The following is an 18,868-nucleotide window of genomic DNA, read 5'->3' as shown; positions in this document are numbered from 1 at the left end:
CGGCGGGGATCATCGAAAACGAGCTCAAGGCTTCCCCATCGGTCATCGGCAGCCGCGGGTACCCGTGTTGCATCAATCGGCGCGCGTTCTCGGCTGACCGAGGCCGATTTCCCTGGCAATCTGGGCGCGCTTCTCGGCGTAGCTCGCGGCGACCATCGGGTAGTCGGCAGGCAATCCGTAACGCTCGCGATAGCTCTTCGGGTCGAGCCCGTGGCTAGTCAAGTGCCGCTTCAGCGTCCTGTAAGCTTTTCCGTCAATGAAACTGATCAACACATCCGGCGTGACCGACTTGCGGATCTGCGTCAGCGTCGCCTTCTTCTCGAACGCGATCGACGTGTTCTGTGCATTTCCGTTCACGAGCCCGTTCAAAGCCGCGTGGATATGGCCGATGAGGTTCGGAAGCTCAGACGCGGGAACGGAATTGTTCGCGACATAGGCTGAGATTATATGGCCGGCCAACCCCATCGGAAGGAGGGGGCGCCGTTCGTTGATGTCCATCATACGCTCCGTACCCTTGATCATCTGAGAAGTGACAGTCCGAGCGAAGTTCGTCAGAAACTCTGTATTCTGCTTTGGGCAGTGCAGAGCGCGGCCCTGGAGGCTGCCGCGGCGATGACCGCCGCTCCCCGACTTGCTCCGGCCCTCGGGAAGCCGAAACACAGATCTCCCGCATTCACTGGTCAGGGCCATGGCTTGAACCGGGTTGATCTGTTCCGTCGCCAAATACTGCGTCCTATTGGAAGGACCGATGCCCAACGATGAGCGTCCTCGTTCTTACTGAGAACGTCATCGTGCTGACGCGATCCCCGCTTCCGCCTCTCACAGCCACGCGGATCGTGATCGCACTCGGCCGCGATGCCGTCTGCGCAACCCATTTCGCCGCCCGCACAGTGCAACTCCGTGCCGGAGCGGCTGAAATGGGCGTGCCCTGCCCCTCCTCGCGGCCGGATGACGAGACCTTCGCGTGCCGTGAGGAAGTATCGACACCTGAAAATTTTTTTAATCTTGATCTGGCGGAGCCGGATGCTTTCAGCCTACTGGGGGGCCATATGAACCTGACGGTGCGATGTCGGATCGGCCGAGTCAGCGCTCATCGTCGGCTATTCGAACGGCTGAGGGCCAGGTGAAGACCGTTTTCTCGACAGAGCACGTCCACCCGCGTGATCGGTTCGATTTCTGGCACGACGTTGCGCGAAAGGATGTCGTCGATCACGCCGCCACGCCGAAATGCCGGGCCACCTTTCGCGCTGAGCTGCGCTCAGGCGCGGTCGGGGCCATCGGCCTTGTCTCGTTCCAGAACTCGGACATGTCGGTCACCCACGCGCGCGATCACATCGCGCATGCGAACACCGATGAGGTGCTCGTCTGCCGGCAATTCGGTGGGCGGGTCGCTCTCGAGCAGGACGGCCGCCAAGTCGTGCTGGAGCCGGGGGATATCACGCTGATCGACCCGAGCTTGCCCTATCAGGGACGGTTTTTCGAAGCGTCGGACGTGCTCGTGTTGAAGGTCCCTCGGCAGCTCGTGGAGGCCCGCCTCGGGCAGATCCGGGAGATGACCGCGCGGGCGATCAGGCCCTGCACGGCCGAGAACGGTCTGCTCTCGGCCAGCCTTGCGATGCTGCCGTTCCACACACCGGACGCGGGCTCGACCGCCGAGGCACTCTTGGAGCCGCACCTGCTTGATCTGATCACCCTCTCCGTCGGTCGGACGATGGGGCAGGACAGGGCGCGCACATCGTCGTCCCGCTCACTCGTCCGCGTGCGGCTGCGGGCCGTGATCGAAGCGCGCTTGGCTGACCGAACGCTCGACGCCGGCACGGTCGCGAGCGCAGCCGGAGTCAGCGTACGATACGCCAACGAGGTTCTGGGCGACGAGAGCACGTCGATCGTGCAGCTCATCCAGGCGCGGCGCCTCGCTCGCTGTCGGCAGGCGCTGGAAGACCCCCTTCAGAGAGGCCGGACGGTGAGCGAGATCGCCTATGGCTGGGGGTTTTCCGACATGACCCATTTCGGCCGCCGGTTCAAAGCCGGATACGGCGTCTTGCCCAGCGCGTATCGTCGCCGCGCCGGGCCGAGCCACTGAACGTCGGCCACGGGCTTCGCAACGCGCCCCGCTTCGTCGGCGGGACTGTTCGCGGCCTGCAGGCAACGCTCGGTGTTTCATGCCGCGGGGATGGCCGCGAGGCGAACGGGGACGCGCGGCGTCTCGTCCCGCGGACGATCCCCGGCCGGCTGCGGCGGACATCGCAGCTCGGCGCATCAGCCCGAAAGGCGCCCACGGCTTTGGGGAACAGATGATGCGTCCTCGGCGGCGGCAAATGCGATCGAGCGCATGACGGCCCGCCGTCGCGTCGGTCGCGGCCCTGCCTGCCGGGGACGTCCCCCCAAGACGCTGGCGATCTGATCCCCCTTCTCGATGAACGTGCACTGACCGGCGTCGAGGCGCGCCCGGGCGCAGGGCTCCGGGGTGGCTTGGCGCGTGAGCGATCATCGGTCCGAACGACAGCCTTCGATCACGGCGTCATTCCGATACCGCGCATACGCTCACCCAATAGAATCGAGGATGCCGAGCATATACCCGGTGGCGCCGCTGAACTTAATTTGAGTGTCAAATTTCGGTTCCACCCGCAAGATCCATGTGTTGACTTTAAATACAAAGAGATTTGGCTGCGATTATCTCAAGCTGAATATTTAAATCGATAAGTATATTTCGGCAGGTCGAAAATTTATTACGTTGCTCGACGACGGATGACCGCCGGGCAGACTCTCCGGATACCGCTGCGGTTGTCGAGAAAGCTGCTGCGCCGCCGGCGAAGAAGGTCGAGACGAGGGTGCGTCAGGATAGATCTCCACCGGGCGACAGCGGGCCCGCCGCGCGCGCGACGGCCGTGGATGGCGCACGGCAGCGCTGCAACCCGGCGATCGCGCCGGCGCCGGAGACCCTGTTCGCGGCGTTCGTTCGGCAGGCACAGGTGTTCGTCGGCATCGCCGACACGAAGCTCACACCCGTCTTCCTGAACGCGGCCGGGCGCAGGATGGTCGGGCTTCAACCCGACGACGACATCTCGGCCATTCCGATCCCGGACTTCTTCCACCCCGCCGACCAAGCCGTCATCCGCGACGTCGCGCTTCCGACGCTGTTGCGGGATGGCCGCTGGGAGGGCGAATTGCGCTTCCGGGATTTCGGGGGCGGCGCCGGGACGGCGGTCCGGGGGCGCGCCTTCACGCTCTACGATGAGGATGGAGGGCTCATCGGCGCCGCGACGATCAGTACGGACATTTCGGCGCGCAGCCGCGCCGAAGCCCGGCTGCGCGCGAGCGAGACCCGACTTCAGGCCGCCATCGACCTCGTGGACCTCTCGACCTATTCCTGGGATCCCCGGGTACGGGCGCGCTCGATTGGGACGCGCGCCTGAAGGCGCTGTGGGGCTCCCCCCGACGCGCCCGTCGACGAACAGGTCTGGCTGTCCGCCATTCACCCCGACGACCGCCCGCGCGTCGAGGCGGCGGTGGCGGACCTGTTCTGGCTCTCGGATGCGCAGAGGGCGGCGATCGAGCTGCTCGGGCGGTGGACGACCGCTCGTGCGCCAGGCCAGCTCTTCAACTTTTAGTGATCGACGCTCTGCGGGCGGCAATCAAGGGCCGGAAAATCAACTTTAGAGATTAATATAGCATCTGGCGCTGGGCTAAATGTGTTTCAGTAGTATTATCTGAGGTTGTTTGCCGAGCCTGTTGCAGCTTGACATTCAAAAAACTACGATCATTCAAAACGATGGCGATCTTCTGGCGATTTACTGATTTCACGTAATCGTGAAATGTAGAAGACTCATGTATGAAAACTTTATTTTCCACCGAGTACCTTCATCCTCGCGATAGCCTCCGGGTTTGGCGAGAGACCGTGATCGAGCATCTCATCCCCATTGAGATCCAGCGCCTCGACGACGGGCCGTTCGCTGCCAAAATGGAGGTCGCCGGTGTCGGTCCTCTCCGGATGTCGCGCCTCACACAGGGCGCCTTGCGGACCGAGACCACACCCAGAACCACGCGGCATCACGACGGGGCTGAAATAATAGCCGTGTGCTTCAATGTCGCCGGTGCATCGACGAGCCTCCAAGACGGACGGGAAGCCGTGCAACGGCCGGGCGACATCGTCGTGCTCGATCATCGTCCGGCCGTGATTACGACGAGTGCGGGCAGCCAATCCGTGATCCTGGATCTGCCGCGCCAGCGCCTGGAGCACATACTCGGGCCCTCGCGGCTCTACACGTCGCTGACGATGGGGGCGGATCTCGCCTCGACAGCCCTGACATCGAACTTTTTCCACGAGCTGATCCGGGTGCATCGTCAACTTACGCCCGACGCGGCCGAACGCATGGCGTCGATCGGCGCCGACCTGATCGTGGCCAGCATCGCCGCGCGACTGGCACAGGAGGTGCCCCGGTCGCTCCACGGCACCGTCGTGGTCCAGCGCGCCAAGGCCTATGTCGAAGCTCACTTGAACGATCCGACCCTCGACCCGCCCCAGCTCGCCGCAGCGGTCGGCGTATCGCTGCGGCGGCTCCAGGAGCTGTTCCACGCGCGCGGCCAGCACATCTCCGACTGGATCTGGCGCCGCCGGCTGGAGACGGCGGCCAAGCGCCTGTGCGACCCGGGCTACGCCCATCTGCCGATCGGCACCCTGGCCTACGGGACCGGCTTCGCCAGCCAGGCCCACTTCTCCAAGCGCTTCAAGGACCGCTTCGGCATGACCCCGCGCGCGTACCGGGATGCGGCCCTGGTGAGCGCCCCGTAGGCGACCCTGATGGGCGCGCCGGCGCACAGGCGACCCGGCGCGTGGTCCGGACCTGACGCTTGGGACCGACGGCTATGGTTCGGACGCACCCGCTCAGACGGTCAAGCTGCGTGCGTTCAGGCCCTCGGGTGTGAACCGAACCGAGCCATTGCATGATTTGTCGGTTTGTGAGTCCAGGCGGCCGTTTGCGGCCTGGAGGTGACGATGGCGAACCTATTCTGGCTCTCGGATGAGCCGTGGGCGGTGATCGAGCCGTTCATGCCCAGGGACCAGCCCGGACCCGAGCGGAACGACGACCGGCAGATCATCTCGGGGATCCTGCACGTTCTCACGTCGGGCTGCCGCTGGCGCGACGGCCCGGCCGCGTATGGCCCGCGCACCACGGTCTACAACCGCTTCAATCGTTGGTCGCGGCGCGGCTTCTGGAAGGCGATGCTGACCACGCTGGCCAAGGCCGGGTGGGCTGGCGATGCGGCCGCTCTCGACAGCAGCTACGTCCGGGCTCAGGCCGCCGCCCATGCGCTGGAGGGCGCCCGGATCCAGGAGGGTCACGGAGCGCCCGCGCGTGGTGATCAGCCCGTCACGGCGGAGCGTGGTGAACGTCCGGCTCACGGTCTCGCTCGAGAGGCCGAGATAATCCCCGATGTCGGTGCGCGACATCGGCAGCTCGATCGATCGCGTGGTCGAAACTCTGCCCACGAAGTCGATCAGAAAATACGCACGCTTCTCAGAGGCGCCGGCGCGACCGATCACAGACAGATCCGCCGCCCGCTCGGCCATGCGTAGGAGCCACGACCAGAGCGCGTTCGCGATCTACGCGTCCGATGCCGCAAGCGCGTCCAGCCGGGAGCGGGAACAGCGTACGGCCCGCGTGTCGCTGACCGCCTCGGCGGACGAGGCGTGCCGTCGGGCGCGCTCCATCCCGAAGAACTCCCCGGAGAGATGGAACCCGCGCACGACCCGATTGCCATCACGGCTGACGTTGATCGTGCGGACCATGCCGGCCACCACGCAGTAGACGAAATCTCCGCCATCGCCTTCGGCGTAGAGGGTCGCGCCAGGGGAGAAATGGTCGACCCGCCCGAGAGACGCGATGCGAGCGAGGGTGAGATCGCCGGTGCCCCGCGCCAACGCGGGCGGCCAAGTGTCGTGAGGGCCGGGAGCGGGCAATACGTGACCATACTGCAGCATGACGCTCCCCTGCGGTGGCATTCATAGATCGGATATTGTCCCATCTCGCACAATGCGGAGAACACCTAGCCTGCCTGCTCCTTCGGATTGTGCGTAGGCCCACACGGTCGATGACCTCCTCCCGCTCGGAGCCGGCGGCCAAGCTCTCGACCTCGCGCACGCCCCGGGACCGGCCTTCGGTCGAGCAAGCGTCGAAGGCCTCGACGATCCGACAGGGCCGGCGACCGGGGTCGACGACGGCGGCCACCCCCGCGTCACGGATGCGGGCGCCGTCTGTTGCAAACGCGCCATCGACTTCGTCCGGTTCGCGCTGAAGATGCCAGGACAGATGCTTCGGTGAGGACAGAGGGGGGCGATGCTGTCGCGGTATTGCCGTTTCCTTGTCTTGCCTGGCGCCTGCGCCCTGCTCGTGCTGGCCGTCCTCGTCACGGCCTGCTCCGAGGACGGCCAGGAACGGCGTCGCGCGTTGGGCGATAAGCCGAGCTTCGGCGACTTCATGAAGGTGGCGGATGCGGGACGAGGGGCCCGCTTGTTCGGCCAATGCGGCGCCTGCCATACAGTCAGGACGGGTGGCGGCGACCGGGACGGCCCCGGGCTCTACAACGTGGTCGGCAAGCCTGTCGCCAGCAACAGCAAGCGGTTCGGCTATACCGGGGCGCTCCGGTCGATGGGCGGGGTTTGGACACCGGAGCGGTTGGACGTCTGGCTTGCCGACCCCGCGAGCGTCGCACCGGGCACGAGCATGAGGTTTCGCGGCCTTCCAGACCCGCTCGATCGGGCGGATGTCATCGCCTACCTGGAAACGCACCGTGCTGATGGCGACGGCGTCGGACATCCCGCGCGACAATGACTATCGCCCTCCAGACTTCAACCGTTCCCACTCCGCCGTCGCGGCAATCAAAGGGGCACCTTGGATGGTCCAACCCGCGAGCTCCCTGTCCCTGGCGCGGCGAGTTCTCGTTTTGCAGCTGTTGTCTAAAATCGGACTTCGGATCGATTGAGCCGCGATGTCGAGAAAGGACCAATCTCAGGTCTTCCACAGAACTGTCTCGGATGTCCGCATGGCGACGATCGGGATCCGGAGGCGGACTGACGGTGATCGGCCAGCGCCGGTGTCGTCGGCGGGCGCCTCTGAACGGCTGAATTGGGTGGAGAGCAATCGGGCAGCGTTCAGGAATCCCTGCGACGACAGGGGACGCCGCCGCGACGCCTTCTGCGTGAAGAAGCAGGCGTAATACGGTGGCGCACCTCCACGTCGGCGATCGCGTGGACACATCGCCTGTCGGGCTGCAAGATGCCAATGCGCAGACGGGAGACCAAGCCCTGATCATTCGCCCTATCGCACCCGGCGACCTGCCAGCCCTTCGCAATCTTTTTCTACGATCTCGCCGGGCTACGTTCCTCTGGGAGCCGTCCTCTTCCCTGGCGTCCGATGATTTCGATAGGCAGACAGAGGGAGAATTTTTGATGGTCGCGCTCGACGGTGAGCGCCCTGTGGGCTTCGTTTCCGTTTGGGAGCCCGACGACTTCATCCATCACCTGCACGTGGATCCCCAGTTCCTGCGCCGTGGCATCGGCCGGACGCTGCTGCGAGCGTTGCCGGGGTGGCCGACGACGCGCTTCCGGCTCAAGTGCTTGACCCTCAACACCGCGGCACTCGCCTTTTATCGTGCAACCGGCTTTGCGCAGGTTGGCGCAGGCCGCGCGGACGACCAAGATTACTTGGTGCTTGAGTTCGGTGGCGAGGCCGCTGCTTGAATCCCTGTGCTCGATCTCGTGACGTCTGCTGTTCGGCGCAAAGGATCGATGTTGCAGCGTCTGTGATGGGTGAAAAGCGGTCCGGTCGCTTTCGAGCGGCATGATAGGCGAGTGGATGTTGTCGCCGCGTCGGCTCACGCCCCTTCATCGGTCGCAGGGAAGTTCGGCTTGCAGGCGCTCGACCATCCCTGGTGACACCGGCAACCTGACGCGCGTCAATCGTCCGATATGGACTGCCCCGCGAGGAGAGGCGCGTACGTGGCGAGCTTGCGGAACACGAATTCCGTGAAGAGCCGCACGCGCTTGGTTTTGCGAGCCTCCCCCTGCGTGAGCAGCCAGAGCGTTCCGTACAGGTGCATGGCGCGGCCGGGTACTCTGGCGAGAAGGGGATCGGCATCGCCGACGAAGCACGGCAGCGTCGTCAACCCGAGCCCCTGCCGGACCGCCGAGACCTGCGCCTCGGTGCCTGAGACCCTGAACGGAACCCCGGCGGTCCGGATCTCGCCCTCGTCGGCCCAGTCCGGTACCCCGTGTGCGCTGATGACGATCCATCGGATGGGATCGGGCGCGCCCGCACGCCACGCGGCGAGGCGGTCCCGGGACACGTAAACGCCGCCGAAAACCTCCGGCCCCTTCAGGCCGTGAAGGTTGAGCGGCAGGGTCTTGCGGTCGTAGACCACGCGGATCGCGACGTCGGCTTCCCGATTGGTCAGGTTCGCCAACTCCCCCGACGACGAGATGTCCATCTCAATGTCCGGATGCAGGCGCGCGAACTCGGCGAAGTCCGGCATGAGCAGGTGGGTGGCGAGGGGCGGCGCCAGCGTCACCCGCAGGCGCCCGCGGACGCCCTGGTCGCGCCCGAACACCCGTGCCTCGAGCTGGTGGGTGGTCGCTTCCATCCGCTCCGCGAGTTCGAGAACCTCCTCGCCCGCACCCGTGATGCGGTAGCCCGCCGGCAGCTTCTCGAACAGCTGCACGCCCAGGCGTTCCTCAAGCTGGGCGACGCGGCGCAGCACGGTCGCGTGGTTCACGCCGAGGTGCGCGGCGGCGCCCCGCACCGAGCCTCCGCGCACCACGGCAAGGAAGTAGCGAACATCATCCCAGTCGAACATGGTGCAATCCAGCACCACGGGCTGCCTGTTCGCAAGGCCCGCATCCGGCCCGTCGGATAAGGGCACAGCAGCTCACAAAATCCAGGATCGAAGACAGGAGGCCTTCTGTGGCGGCGGACATCAACCCCCGCGATCAGCGCCAGCCTGCACACCGGATCGATTTCGCACCACCGCTGTGCGCACTTCCGCACTCACCGTCTGACGGGGGCGGACGCATGTTCGGGGCATCGGGGGCTTCCCGAGACAGCCAAGGACGGAGCCTGAACGTGGGAAAGCTTGAGGGCAAGGTCGCCGTGATCACGGGTGGCGCGACCGGCATCGGCCGGGCCGCGGCGAAGCGCTTCATCGAGGACGGCGCCTTCGTCTTCATCTTCGGACGCCGCCAGGACGCGCTCGATGCCGCCGTGGCCGAGCTCGGGCCCGATGCCCGCGCGGTGAGGGGCTCGATCTCCGACGAGGCCGACCTCGACCGCCTCTACGCCGCGGTGAGGGCCGAGCACGGGACCCTCGACATCGTCTTCGCCAATGCCGGTGTGGGCAGCATGCTCAAGCTCGGCGCGATCACCGCCCAGCACATCGACGAGACCTTCGAAACCAACGTGAAGGGCACGATCCTCACGGTCCAGAAGGCGCTGCCGCTGATGGGCCCGGGCGGTTCGATCATCCTGACCGGGTCGAGCGCCGGCACCACGGGCGCCCCGGCGATGAGCACCTACAGCGCAAGCAAGGCGGCGGTGCGCAACCTCGCGCGGTCCTGGGCAGAGGACCTGAAGGGCACCGGCATCCGGGTCAACGTGCTGTCGCCCGGGGCGACGGCGACCGAACTCGCCAAGGCGGCGCTCGGTGAGGAGGGCCAGACGGTCTTCGCGTCGATGACCCCGCTCCAGCGCATGGCCGACCCGGCGGAGATCGGGGCGGCGGCCGCCTTCCTCGCATCGGCGGACAGCAGCTTCATGACCGCCAGCGAGGTCGCCGTCGACGGCGGCTTGGCGCAGCTCTGACGCACGCCCCCACTGGCTCCACAAACCGAAGGAGAAAGACATGCGCTACGCGATCATCGGCTTCGGCAAGATCGGCCAGGCCCTGGCCAAGGCCTTCGCCCGCAAGGGCATCGAGGTCTCCGTCGCGACCACGCGCGACCCGGACAGCTTCGCGTCCGAAGCCGCCGCCATCGGGTCCGGGATCGTCCCCGTGACGCTGGCGGAGGCCGTCAAGGCGGACGTCATCGTCCTGGCCGTCCGCTTCGAGGCACACCCGGACGTCGCGAAGGCGCTCTCCAGCTGGCAGGGAAAGACCATCATCGATGTCACCAACACCCGCGTCCCCCCTGAGCAGCTGGGAGGGCAGCCTTCTTCCAGCGTCGTCGCGCAGGCCTTCACCGGAGGCCGACTGGTCAAGGGGTTCAACCATCTGGGCGCCGGGGTGCTCGGACAGGACCCGGGCGTGCACGGCGGCAGAAGGGTCGTATTCCTGGCGAGTGACGACGAGGACGCCGCCACGGAGGTCGCCGAACTCGCGGAGACGCTCGGCTTCGCGCCGGTCAAGCTTGGCCCCCTCGCCGAGGGCGGGCTCCTGGTTCAGGCGCGCGGCCCGAGTTGGGGGCGGCTGATCTTCAAGGACCTCGTTCGCTTCGAAGGTTGAATTTGAACCTGTCTTCGGGTGGCGTCCCACCGGACGGCTGGCATGGGTTCTTTCGCGATCATCCGCGCCCGGACGGCGAAGCGTCGAAGCGGACCGAGACGCGCCCTCCCGAGCGGTCCGTGTGTTCGCGCATCATGCCGGCGGAAGCTCCTCCGAGGTAAATCGACATCATCGGAGAAGGCGCGTCGTCAGGTTGGCGAGGAGCCGGAGCTCGGCATCGTCGAGCGCGAGGCTGCGTCTCACCTTGCCGGCGGTCTCACGCACGAGCCGGTCCGTGATGGCGCGCCCCCCGGGCGTAAGGGCGATCAAAACCTGCCGCCCGTCGGTTGGGTCAGGTTCGGCCGTGACGTGGCCTTCCGTCTGCAGGCTCTCGACGAACACCGAGACGTTCGCGCGGGACACCTTGAGCGCCGTCACGATCTCGCGCTGCGGCACCGGCCGGTCCGTTAACCTGCGGTCGGAGGGAAGCTCGGTCGAGACGCACCTGCATCGGGCGCTCGACCCATCGCACCCGACGCCCGTCGTCACCGGGCCGAAACGGATGTCGTGCCCGTCCGAGGTGAAAGCGCCGGCGCGTTCACCGGACGGACAGGCGGCGTTCGAGGCGGTCGGGCAGCGCGGTCCTGGTCCGGCCGGTCGGGCAGCGCGGTCCCGGTCCGGCCGGACGGCTATGCCGGCCTGGTCGGCCCTCTCGCGTCGGCGGCCGAGCATATCCGCGTCTACCGCGGGCGGTGGTTCGCGACGGCCTTGCCGGGGCGTGCCGTCGCCGAAGCCTATCCCTACTCGATCGGGAGCGAGCGCCCCCGCATACCGGCCTTTCCCGGCGCCACCGCTTGCCACAGGCATGTCTTCGACAAGCGTGTCGTGACCGTCCTCGGCGCGCCGGTCCTTCACCCTGATGCGTTCCTTGACGACCAGCGCAAGATCCAGGGCCGGATTGGGACGCAGCGGACCGTCGTCGTCACCCCCTCCGCGTACGGGACGAACAACCCGATGACGCTCGCCGGCATGGCCGAGCTCAACGCGAATCGGCTCGTCCGGACGGCGGGATGCGCGGTCCGCGAAGCCGACGCTCTGGAGCGCCGCAGCGGGGCCCACCCGAGCCCGACGCCTCACGCTGCGCGGACCTGACCGAGGAAGATTGCCACCTGCTGCGAGAGTGCGTTCGCCTCAGCGGCCAACTGCGACGAGGACGTCAACACCTCCTGCGCAGCGTCTCCCGACTGCTTGAGCGATTGCGCCACAGCAGAAATATTCACGGTGACTTCATTCGTTCCGCCCGAAGCTTCCGCAATATTCCGGACAATATTATTTGTCGCGGCACTCTGCTGATTGACCGATGCTGTGATGTCCAACGTCATGTCGTTCATGCATCCGATTGTGCCGGCGATCGACTGGATCGCACCGACGGCCTTCGTGGTCGACGCCTGGATCGCATCGATCTGCGCCGAGATATCGGCGGTCGCGTCGGCGGTTTGGGTCGCCAATTCTTTGACTTCCGCGGCCACGACGGCGAAGCCGCGGCCGGATTCACCCGCTCGCGCCGCCTCGATGGTTGCGTTGAGCGCGAGAAGATTGGTCTGTCCGGCGATGCTGGAAATCAGCCCGACCACCGCGCTGATCCGGCTGGCGCTCTGCAGCAGATCCTGCACGATCGCAGCGGTTGCGTTCGCTTCGTCGACAGCCGCGCGCGACAGGGCTTGCGCATCCCGCACTTGCCGGCCGATCTCGTCCACGGACGAACCCAGCTCCTCCGCCGCGCCAGCGACGACGGTGACATTGGCGGACGCCTGCTCGGCTGCGGCCGCGACCGCAGTCGAGCGCGTTGTCGAGTGGGTGACGATCGCATTCATATTGCCGGCCCCGGCTTCGAGCGCGCGGGCCGACGCGGCGACGGTCTCGACGATGCGTCCGACACTCGCCTCGAACTCTCGGCTCAACGCCTCGAGCGCATCCTTGCGTCGCCGTTCCGCCCCGGCGCGGGTGCGTGCGTTCTCGATTTCCAGCTCACGGTTGCGCTTGAGCCCCGTTTTAAAGACTTCGACGGCCGCCGCCATACCGCCGATCTCGTCGGCTCGGCCGACGCCGGGAATGGCTTCGTCGACATTGCCACCCGCGATGCGCGACATACTGTCGGTCATCTGCCTGATAGGCCGCAAGACGTGGCGGTAGACCAGAACCGAGATCCCGATACTGATTGCCAGCGAGCCGACGATGATCGCAATCGCGAAGGAAAGGCGCTGCGTCGCGTCGGACAGTTTCGCCTGGATCGCGTTGTCGGCCTCAGCAAAGGCGGCGTCACGCAGGGCGATGACCTTGATCCATGTCGGGACGGTTTTCTCGCGGTAGGCCCCTCCGGCCAGGGGATATTGCCCGGTGATGGAACTCTCGAACACCGTTTGGTTGAGGGCCCCGAACTCATCGATGTAGGTTGCCTTAACGGCCAGGACCGAGTCTTTAAGCCTTTGCGGCGTCGATGACTGCTCAAGGAGTGGAGCAAGCCTGTTCCATACCTCCGTGACCTGGCCCCGGAGCTTGAGGATCGTCCGACGCTCGGCGTCGGACGCCGGTTTGCCGCTCGCGATGAAATTCAGCAGCAGGCCGGCCTCGCGACCTCCGGCATCCCGCAGGTCCAGGACGAGGCTCGCGAAGTCTGCGTACCGGAAAGCGTTGCCGTCGATGGCGGCGAGTTGCCGGGTCTGGTCGAGCATCGCCGCTATCACGATCCGGTTGATCTCGGCACTCTGATCGATCGCGCGCTTGATGGCGTCGCCGCGCCCCGCCGGCGGCACCTGGAGGATCTGATCGTCGCCAGTGGCGCGTGTCTCCCTCCATAGATTCACGATCTTCGTCGTCTGCTCAGCGAGGGGGGCCACGGCAGCGTCTGACATCGCCAACACGCTGGCCGCGGCCTGGGCGGCAGCCATCGCCGCATCGGTGGCCTTGCGCATCGTCACCAGCGTATTGTCTTGCGGCTGATCCCCAACCGGCCGCGTGCTGATGAGCAGCATGCGATGCCCTGGCCGGGCACGGCGTGACCGCCAGCACGGGCGGACTGTCGCGGTTCTTTACCCGACGCGGCATCACCCACAGAGAAGGGCTCTCTACGCGGCTGAGCAGGACAACATTGACTGTGATCGCGCCTGTTTTCGCGCATGATCCTGTGAATTCCAAAGGGATCATCCCTTTGGCGGGGTCTCGGGGCAGAGCCCCGAGGATCGGGCAGCGCTTGCGCCCTGCACCCGCGACAGGTCCCGGACCTTCACCACGTTGAAGCACCTGCTGCAGACCACGGCGGACTGCCACGCCGCCAACCGCCGAGCCTTCCCCCGCTTCACGCCCGATGCGTGCCGCGACTGCCTGACCGCGGCCCGATCCGAGAACGACATCGCCGTTGCTGCATGATCGCGTGCAGATCCGGTCATGACACGGCAGAGCTGTCTTTATGGAAAATTCTGACCGCGTTTTGTTTCAAGGAACTGGAAAAGAGCGCTCGCAAAACTGCCATAGATTGGAATTTAGCAGGGCGCCACGCCGGTCGTTACCGAACGCAGCGCCCTTCCAACTCTCTTCCCTGGGGGCGTATTAACTCTTTACCGGGCGCCTAGACTTCGCGCCAACCAGGCTTGGTTTCATCCGTGAGATGATAACGGATCGGACCCAGACCACTGATCGCAATGATCGCGGGTTCCTTGATGCCAGCCTTTACGCCGTCGTAGTGCGGCGACTTCGCGACGCGGTGGACGTAAGAGCCTGCCGGAACCGGCACTGTCGCTTCTGGAACGAAATCCGCTCCGCTCGCGACATACCAGGTTCCGGACAGAACGACACAGAGTCGATCGGTTTCATACCAATGCGGCGCACTCATGTACCCGGGGTGCCACCGTATGAGAACGAAATACTGTCCAGGATCCCCGATCTTCCCGAACATCGGCGCCTGCTCCGCCATTCCCGGCGGGAAGTTATAAAGCGGCTGCCAGGGAATTTGGTCCGGTAGCTTAACAATGGTCTGGGCCGGATCGACACCGGCGGCAGGAGCGGAACGCGTCCCGAAGGCGGTGGCAGCCGCCGCAAGCAGGGGCGCGAGGAGCAGATCGCGCCGGTTAGCACCAGGGTCTGACATGGAGGTTCTCCGACTCAGGGATCAGGAAACTAAGGCCCCTCGATCTGACCATGGAGGCGGATCGAGCCGGAACCAAGCCTATGGCACCACGGCCGTTGATTGTGTAGATCCACCGGCTAAACATCCACGGTGCTATGGGTGCCGTCGAGTCAATGTCGTCAGATTTGAAAGACACATATCGTGATTTGACGTTTTGACAATACAATCGCACAACGGAATTCCGACGCATTGTTGCAATCATCACTATGGAAGCTTTTAGATCGACGGCTCCATCGTGACCTGCGCTTCGGTGTGCATGGGGAGGCCGAGCGGGGCGATCCGAACGTGAAGGGGTCACTGCAAGACAACGACGTCTGCGTGCGCTCGGTTCATGGTTCCGGGATGACGCGGTGCTGGCCGATTCTGAACCGGTCCGAGCCGGTGATCCAGGCCTGACAGATGGTCGGGAACGGTGTTTTCCGGCGTGATGCCCGGAGGTACGTAGCGAAGTCGCGGGTCATGACGAAAGCCAAGACGTGCGCCCTGAGGCTTTCCAACGCGTCGGAGTGGAAGACCCTTACGGTCGCGTCCTCGATCGTCCGGCTCCTGCACTCAGCCTGGCCATGGCTCGGCGTCGTGCGGGCCCCGCCGTGAAGACCGCTTGCCGCGGGCCATCCTGCTCCTGACGCATCAGGAGCAGGATGCACCCTCACAGACCGGGACGGCACACCGAGTGCGCGATGCGGCTCGCCGTCTGCGAGATCCCGGCGGAGACGCCCCGAGCGTTCGGCAAGGGTACGCCGCCGAACTCACTCCGCCGCCGCCTGGGCTTGGACGGGCTCCGGCCGCAACCAGATCTGGCCGTCGATGACCCGGGCCTGATAGGTGACGAGGCCGAGATGCTCGTGGCTCGTGCCGCAACCGGATGTCAGGTCGAAGGTCCGGTCGTGCAGCGGGCACATCAGCGTGGTCCCGCCGAGGAGTCCATCGGCCAGGGGTCCCTGCCGATGTGGGCAGAGTGCCTGCGTCGCGTAGACGTCCCCTTCGGCGGTGTGGAACACGGCGATCTCGACGTCGCCGACGCGGAAGGTGCGCCCCTCCCCGGTGGGGATTTGCTCGACCGCGCCGAGCAGCACTTCGCCGGCCGCCATCATGCCTCCTCCTTCGCCGGGATCACCGAGGTGAACTGGTTGGCGGTCTTCGGGGCGACCGCTTCGAGCCAGGGATCGACGCAGGCGGCGATCGACGCCTCCATGGCCGCGTCGAGATCGGCGCAGATCCCCTCGCTGTCCTCCACCACCACGGCGCGGACCCGCTCCAGGCCGACCCGCTCCATGAACGTGTAGGTCCGTTCCTTCCACTTCGCGTTCTCGCGGTAGAACTGCATGAAGCGGCTGCCGATCAGCATCGCCTCGGTCTCGTCCCGGGCGGTGGTGAGCAGGTCGCCCTTGCGGATATGGGCGCCGGCCGCACCGCCGACGTAGATCTCCCACTTGCCGTCGCCGATCGCGACGAAGCCGACATCCTTCACGTAGGCTTCGGAGCAGTTGCGCGGGCAGCCGGCGGTGGCGAGCTTGAGCTTGGCCGGGCTGTCGATGCCGCGGTAGCGCCGCTCGATGCGCTGGGCGAAGCCCATGGAATCGCCGAGTCCGAACCGGCAGAAATCGGTGCCGATGCAGCTCTTGCAGGTCCGGTAGCTCTTGCCCCAGGCATAGCCGGCCTTGAAGCCGAGATCGCTCCAGATCTTGGGCAAGTCGTCCTTCTTCAGGCCGACCAGATCGACGCGCTGCCCGCCGGTCAGCTTCACCAACGGAACGTTGTACTTCTGCGCCACCTGGCCGATGCGGACCAACTCGTCGGGGGTGCAGACGCCGCCGGGCATCTCCGGGATCACCGAGAAGGTGCCGTCCTTCTGGATGTTGGCGTGGACGCGGTCGTTGATGAAGCGCGCGTCGCGCTCGTCGTCGTACTCGCCCTTCCAGACGGTGATCAGCAGCGAGGCAAGCGCCGGCTTCGCGCCGGCATCGACCTCGCCGTTCCCGAGCTCGCGGAACACCGAAGAGACCGACTTGAGGCCGCGGGCGACCACCTCCCGCATCAGTTCCGGCTTCCGCAGGGGAATCGTCGGCACGTAGTAGTGGACCGACGGGTCCTCCTCGACCTCGCCGCCCAGGAGCCACGAGACGAGCTCGGTCACCTCGCCCTTGCAGGCGCCGCAGCCCATGCCGGCGCGGGTCTGGGTCATCACCGCTTTGGAGGTGTTGGCGCCGCCCGCGACGCAGGCCGCGATACCGGCCTTGGTCACGCCGTTGCAGTTGCAGACCTGGGTCTCCGCCGGCATCTCGTCATAGGTGACCTTGGCGGAGGGCGTGCCGAGATCGAACATCAGCGACAGGCGCTCGTCCGGCAGCGGCGCGTCCTGCGCGAAGGCCTGCATCAGGAACGGCGCCTTGGAGATGTCGCCCATCAGGATGCCGCCGACCAGCCGGCCGTCGCGCACGATCAGCTTCTTGTAGGTACCGCGCTTCGGCTCGGTGAACTGCACGACCTCGTCGTTGTCGTCCGCCGGCTCGGTGATGCCCATCGAGGCCAGCTCGACCCCCATCACCTTCAGCTTCGTGGCCAGCTTCGAGCCGTGATAGGCCGCGTCGATGTCGGTCCGGGTGACGTGCTCGGCGAACACCTTCGCCTGCTCGTAGAGGGGGGCAACCAGGCCGTAGAGCCGGCCGCGGTGTTGCGCGCATTCCCCGACCACGTAGATGTCGCGGTCGTCCACCGACTGCATATGATCGTTGACCACGATCGCGCGCTCGACCGTGAGGCCCGAGAGCTGGCCGATCTCGGAGTTCGGCCGGATGCCGGCGGCGACGATGACGAGGTCGCAGGCAAGCTCCGAGCCGTCCTTGAACCGCAGGCCCTCGACTTTGTCGGCGCCCAGCACCTCGGTGGTGAGCTTGCCGGTATGGACCCGGATGTTCATGCCCTCGATGGTCTTCTTCAGAAGTCCGCCGGCGGTCACATCGAGCTGCATCTCCATGAGGTGGCCCGCGAGGTGGACCACATGCGACTCGCAACCCTGCACCGTCATGCTGCGCGCCGCCTCGAGACCGAGCAGACCGCCGCCGATGGTCACCGCGACCTTGCTCCGCCGGGCGTAGTCGACGATCCGCGCGCAGTCCTCGACGGTGCGATAGCCGAACACCCCCGGCTTGAGGCTTCCGTCCTCCATCCGTACGCCCTGCATGGGCGGGATGAAGGCGCGGCTGCCGGTGGCGATCATCAGCTTGTCGTAGCGTTCCCGCACGCCGGTCTGCGCGACGACGACCTTGGCGGCGCGATCGATCCGCTCGACGCGGTGGCCGGCATGGAGCGTGATGCCGTTCTCGGCATACCAGCTCAGCGGGTTCATGGTGATCCCGTCGGTGTCCTGGGTCCCGTTGAGGATCTCGGAGAGCAGGATGCGGTTGTAGTTGCCGTAGGGCTCGTCGCCGAACATGACGATGTCGAACATCTCGGCGCCGCCCCGAGCCAGCACCTCCTCCACGGCACGGGCGCCGGCCATGCCGTTTCCGACGACCACGAGTCTCTGCTTGCTCATGAAGGCTCTCCTGCTCGGTGCTGCCTGCGGTCGGACCGTTCAGATCTCCAGGAGGCCGACATCGACCACGACCTGGCCGGTGGCGCCCTCGGGGGCGGAGATGTGGATCTCGACCCGCGTGTCCGGCTGCAGGTCCTCGACGATGGTCAGCGGCACGTTCATGCCGGCCTTGGCGCCGATCGGCAGGTAGCGGGCGGCCTTGCCGGCGATGACGAGCGACAGGCAGACCAGTTCAGGCCCCGCATTGCCGGCGCGCAGGTAGACGAACTGGGCCCGCTTAGTGCTCGGAACCGTATAGATCAGCGTCGAGGCCAGGAGGGCCGACCGGTCGAGGCCGGCACCGGTGTATCCGAACACGCCCTGGAGGAATTTCGGGATGGATTCCATGATGCTGATCCTTGGCTGAAGCTTCGGGGCCACGGCCCCGTATCGTCCGTGCGACGGAGGGTCCGTCAGGCTGATGGGCGGAGGCGGCGTGCGGCCGGGCGATGGCAGCCGTCAGCGCGGCGTGCGCCAGGAAGCGGTGCATCCGCGGACGTTTCCCCGATGCGGCCCGGGATCGGCGTCCGCCGGGTCGGCGCGGAGGCGCCCGAGGGGGTGGGTTCTTCGATACCGGCCATGCGACACCCGCCACATCCGCACTTCGGCACCGCCCGAGGCTCGTCGGTCCAGGT

Annotated in this window: 18 protein-coding genes and 2 pseudogenes; 10 read left to right on the top strand and 10 right to left on the bottom strand. The window is 66.1% G+C overall.

The window, feature by feature from the left end:
• Positions 1–72: 72 nt before the first annotated feature.
• The gene (locus AC3IF1_RS05295) at positions 73–501 is read right to left on the bottom strand and encodes a Ros/MucR family transcriptional regulator (RefSeq protein ID WP_489216326.1); all 429 of its coding nucleotides are present in this window, start codon (positions 499–501) and stop codon (positions 73–75) included.
• Positions 502–1,123: 622 nt separating this feature from the next.
• On the opposite strand from AC3IF1_RS05295, the gene AC3IF1_RS05290 reads away from it, so the two are divergent.
• The 4 genes and pseudogenes from AC3IF1_RS05290 to AC3IF1_RS05275 all read left to right on the top strand — a co-directional run.
• Positions 1,124–2,083, top strand: coding sequence for an AraC-like ligand-binding domain-containing protein (locus AC3IF1_RS05290; protein WP_489216324.1), 960 nt, complete (start codon positions 1,124–1,126; stop codon positions 2,081–2,083).
• Between the two features lie 805 nt (positions 2,084–2,888).
• A complete protein-coding gene (locus tag AC3IF1_RS05285) occupies positions 2,889–3,416 on the top strand; it encodes a PAS domain-containing protein (protein WP_489216322.1) in 528 nt (175 codons plus the stop codon).
• 416 nt (positions 3,417–3,832) lie between these two features.
• A complete protein-coding gene (locus AC3IF1_RS05280; protein ID WP_489216320.1) occupies positions 3,833–4,792 on the top strand; it encodes a helix-turn-helix domain-containing protein in 960 nt (319 codons plus the stop codon).
• A gap of 204 nt (positions 4,793–4,996) precedes the next feature.
• Positions 4,997–5,368: pseudogene (locus AC3IF1_RS05275) on the top strand (IS5 family transposase); the annotation flags it as partial.
• On the opposite strand, the pseudogene AC3IF1_RS05270 reads toward AC3IF1_RS05275, so the two are convergent.
• Together AC3IF1_RS05270 and AC3IF1_RS05265 are read right to left on the bottom strand one after the other, a co-directional pair.
• Positions 5,369–5,452 (bottom strand): annotated as a pseudogene (locus AC3IF1_RS05270) (helix-turn-helix domain-containing protein); the annotation flags it as partial.
• 153 nt (positions 5,453–5,605) lie between these two features.
• Positions 5,606–5,923, bottom strand: coding sequence for a Crp/Fnr family transcriptional regulator (locus tag AC3IF1_RS05265; RefSeq protein ID WP_489216318.1), 318 nt, complete (start codon positions 5,921–5,923; stop codon positions 5,606–5,608).
• A gap of 415 nt (positions 5,924–6,338) precedes the next feature.
• Between AC3IF1_RS05265 and AC3IF1_RS05260 the strand changes: the two genes are divergently transcribed.
• Positions 6,339–6,833 (top strand): c-type cytochrome, encoded by a 495-nt coding sequence (locus AC3IF1_RS05260; protein WP_489216316.1) that lies wholly within the window; start codon positions 6,339–6,341, stop codon positions 6,831–6,833.
• Between the two features lie 389 nt (positions 6,834–7,222).
• Positions 7,223–7,741: a GNAT family N-acetyltransferase gene (locus tag AC3IF1_RS05255; protein ID WP_489216314.1), complete on the top strand. Its 519-nt coding sequence runs from the start codon at positions 7,223–7,225 to the stop codon at positions 7,739–7,741.
• Between the two features lie 215 nt (positions 7,742–7,956).
• Here AC3IF1_RS05255 and AC3IF1_RS05250 read toward each other — a convergent pair whose 3' ends face one another.
• Positions 7,957–8,853, bottom strand: a complete 897-nt coding sequence (locus tag AC3IF1_RS05250) for a LysR family transcriptional regulator (protein WP_489216312.1) — start codon at positions 8,851–8,853, stop codon at positions 7,957–7,959.
• 266 nt (positions 8,854–9,119) lie between these two features.
• Here AC3IF1_RS05250 and AC3IF1_RS05245 point away from each other — a divergent pair, with 266 nt between their 5' ends.
• Both AC3IF1_RS05245 and AC3IF1_RS05240 read left to right on the top strand, forming a co-directional pair.
• Positions 9,120–9,854: an SDR family NAD(P)-dependent oxidoreductase gene (locus tag AC3IF1_RS05245; RefSeq protein WP_489216310.1), complete on the top strand. Its 735-nt coding sequence runs from the start codon at positions 9,120–9,122 to the stop codon at positions 9,852–9,854.
• Positions 9,855–9,894: 40 nt separating this feature from the next.
• The gene (locus AC3IF1_RS05240; RefSeq protein WP_489216308.1) at positions 9,895–10,494 is read left to right on the top strand and encodes an NADPH-dependent F420 reductase; all 600 of its coding nucleotides are present in this window, start codon (positions 9,895–9,897) and stop codon (positions 10,492–10,494) included.
• Positions 10,495–10,662: 168 nt separating this feature from the next.
• On the opposite strand, the gene AC3IF1_RS05235 is transcribed toward AC3IF1_RS05240, so the two are convergent.
• Entirely contained in the window at positions 10,663–10,929 is a 267-nt protein-coding gene (locus tag AC3IF1_RS05235; protein ID WP_489216306.1) for a MarR family winged helix-turn-helix transcriptional regulator, read from the bottom strand.
• 429 nt (positions 10,930–11,358) lie between these two features.
• On the opposite strand from AC3IF1_RS05235, the gene AC3IF1_RS05230 reads away from it, so the two are divergent.
• Positions 11,359–11,625 carry a hypothetical protein gene (locus AC3IF1_RS05230; RefSeq protein ID WP_489216304.1) on the top strand — a complete coding sequence of 89 codons (267 nt, stop codon included), beginning with the start codon at positions 11,359–11,361 and terminating at the stop codon, positions 11,623–11,625.
• Here the strand turns inward: AC3IF1_RS05230 and AC3IF1_RS05225 are convergent.
• Positions 11,607–13,505 (bottom strand): methyl-accepting chemotaxis protein, encoded by a 1,899-nt coding sequence (locus AC3IF1_RS05225; protein WP_489216302.1) that lies wholly within the window; start codon positions 13,503–13,505, stop codon positions 11,607–11,609. The genes AC3IF1_RS05230 and AC3IF1_RS05225 overlap by 19 nt on opposite strands.
• Positions 13,506–13,764: 259 nt before the next feature.
• Between AC3IF1_RS05225 and AC3IF1_RS05220 the strand changes: the two genes are divergently transcribed.
• Positions 13,765–13,899 (top strand): hypothetical protein, encoded by a 135-nt coding sequence (locus tag AC3IF1_RS05220; protein WP_489216300.1) that lies wholly within the window; start codon positions 13,765–13,767, stop codon positions 13,897–13,899.
• Between the two features lie 199 nt (positions 13,900–14,098).
• Here the strand turns inward: AC3IF1_RS05220 and AC3IF1_RS05215 are convergent, their stop codons facing one another.
• The 4 genes from AC3IF1_RS05215 to AC3IF1_RS05200 all read right to left on the bottom strand — a co-directional run bounded on the left by AC3IF1_RS05215 (position 14,099) and on the right by AC3IF1_RS05200 (position 18,581).
• Complete coding sequence (locus AC3IF1_RS05215; RefSeq protein WP_489216298.1) at positions 14,099–14,617, bottom strand: cupin domain-containing protein; 519 nt, start codon at positions 14,615–14,617, stop codon at positions 14,099–14,101.
• 788 nt (positions 14,618–15,405) lie between these two features.
• Positions 15,406–15,750 (bottom strand): Rieske (2Fe-2S) protein, encoded by a 345-nt coding sequence (locus AC3IF1_RS05210; protein WP_243971764.1) that lies wholly within the window; start codon positions 15,748–15,750, stop codon positions 15,406–15,408.
• Positions 15,747–18,194, bottom strand: a complete 2,448-nt coding sequence (gene nirB, locus AC3IF1_RS05205; RefSeq protein WP_489216295.1) for a nitrite reductase large subunit NirB — start codon at positions 18,192–18,194, stop codon at positions 15,747–15,749. The genes AC3IF1_RS05210 and nirB overlap by 4 nt, the downstream gene beginning before the upstream one ends.
• 39 nt (positions 18,195–18,233) lie before the next feature.
• Positions 18,234–18,581, bottom strand: coding sequence for a molybdopterin oxidoreductase (locus AC3IF1_RS05200; RefSeq protein ID WP_243971768.1), 348 nt, complete (start codon positions 18,579–18,581; stop codon positions 18,234–18,236).
• Positions 18,582–18,868: the final 287 nt, after the last annotated feature.

It is taken from the genome of Methylobacterium sp. E-012 (genome assembly GCF_057836545.1).
Note: the sequence above shows the minus strand (reverse complement) of the source record. Positions and strands in the feature narration are given on the sequence as shown.

Coding starts and splice junctions, on each gene's coding strand:
- AC3IF1_RS05295 (WP_489216326.1), bottom strand. CDS start 501: ATGATGGACATCAACGAACGGCGCCCCCTCCTTCCGATGGGGTTGGCC.
- nirB (WP_489216295.1), bottom strand. CDS start 18,194: ATGAGCAAGCAGAGACTCGTGGTCGTCGGAAACGGCATGGCCGGCGCC.
- AC3IF1_RS05250 (WP_489216312.1), bottom strand. CDS start 8,853: ATGTTCGACTGGGATGATGTTCGCTACTTCCTTGCCGTGGTGCGCGGA.
- AC3IF1_RS05260 (WP_489216316.1), top strand. CDS start 6,339: ATGCTGTCGCGGTATTGCCGTTTCCTTGTCTTGCCTGGCGCCTGCGCC.
- AC3IF1_RS05280 (WP_489216320.1), top strand. CDS start 3,833: ATGAAAACTTTATTTTCCACCGAGTACCTTCATCCTCGCGATAGCCTC.
- AC3IF1_RS05210 (WP_243971764.1), bottom strand. CDS start 15,750: ATGATGGCGGCCGGCGAAGTGCTGCTCGGCGCGGTCGAGCAAATCCCC.
- AC3IF1_RS05240 (WP_489216308.1), top strand. CDS start 9,895: ATGCGCTACGCGATCATCGGCTTCGGCAAGATCGGCCAGGCCCTGGCC.
- AC3IF1_RS05215 (WP_489216298.1), bottom strand. CDS start 14,617: ATGTCAGACCCTGGTGCTAACCGGCGCGATCTGCTCCTCGCGCCCCTG.
- AC3IF1_RS05200 (WP_243971768.1), bottom strand. CDS start 18,581: ATGGAATCCATCCCGAAATTCCTCCAGGGCGTGTTCGGATACACCGGT.
- AC3IF1_RS05225 (WP_489216302.1), bottom strand. CDS start 13,505: ATGCTGCTCATCAGCACGCGGCCGGTTGGGGATCAGCCGCAAGACAAT.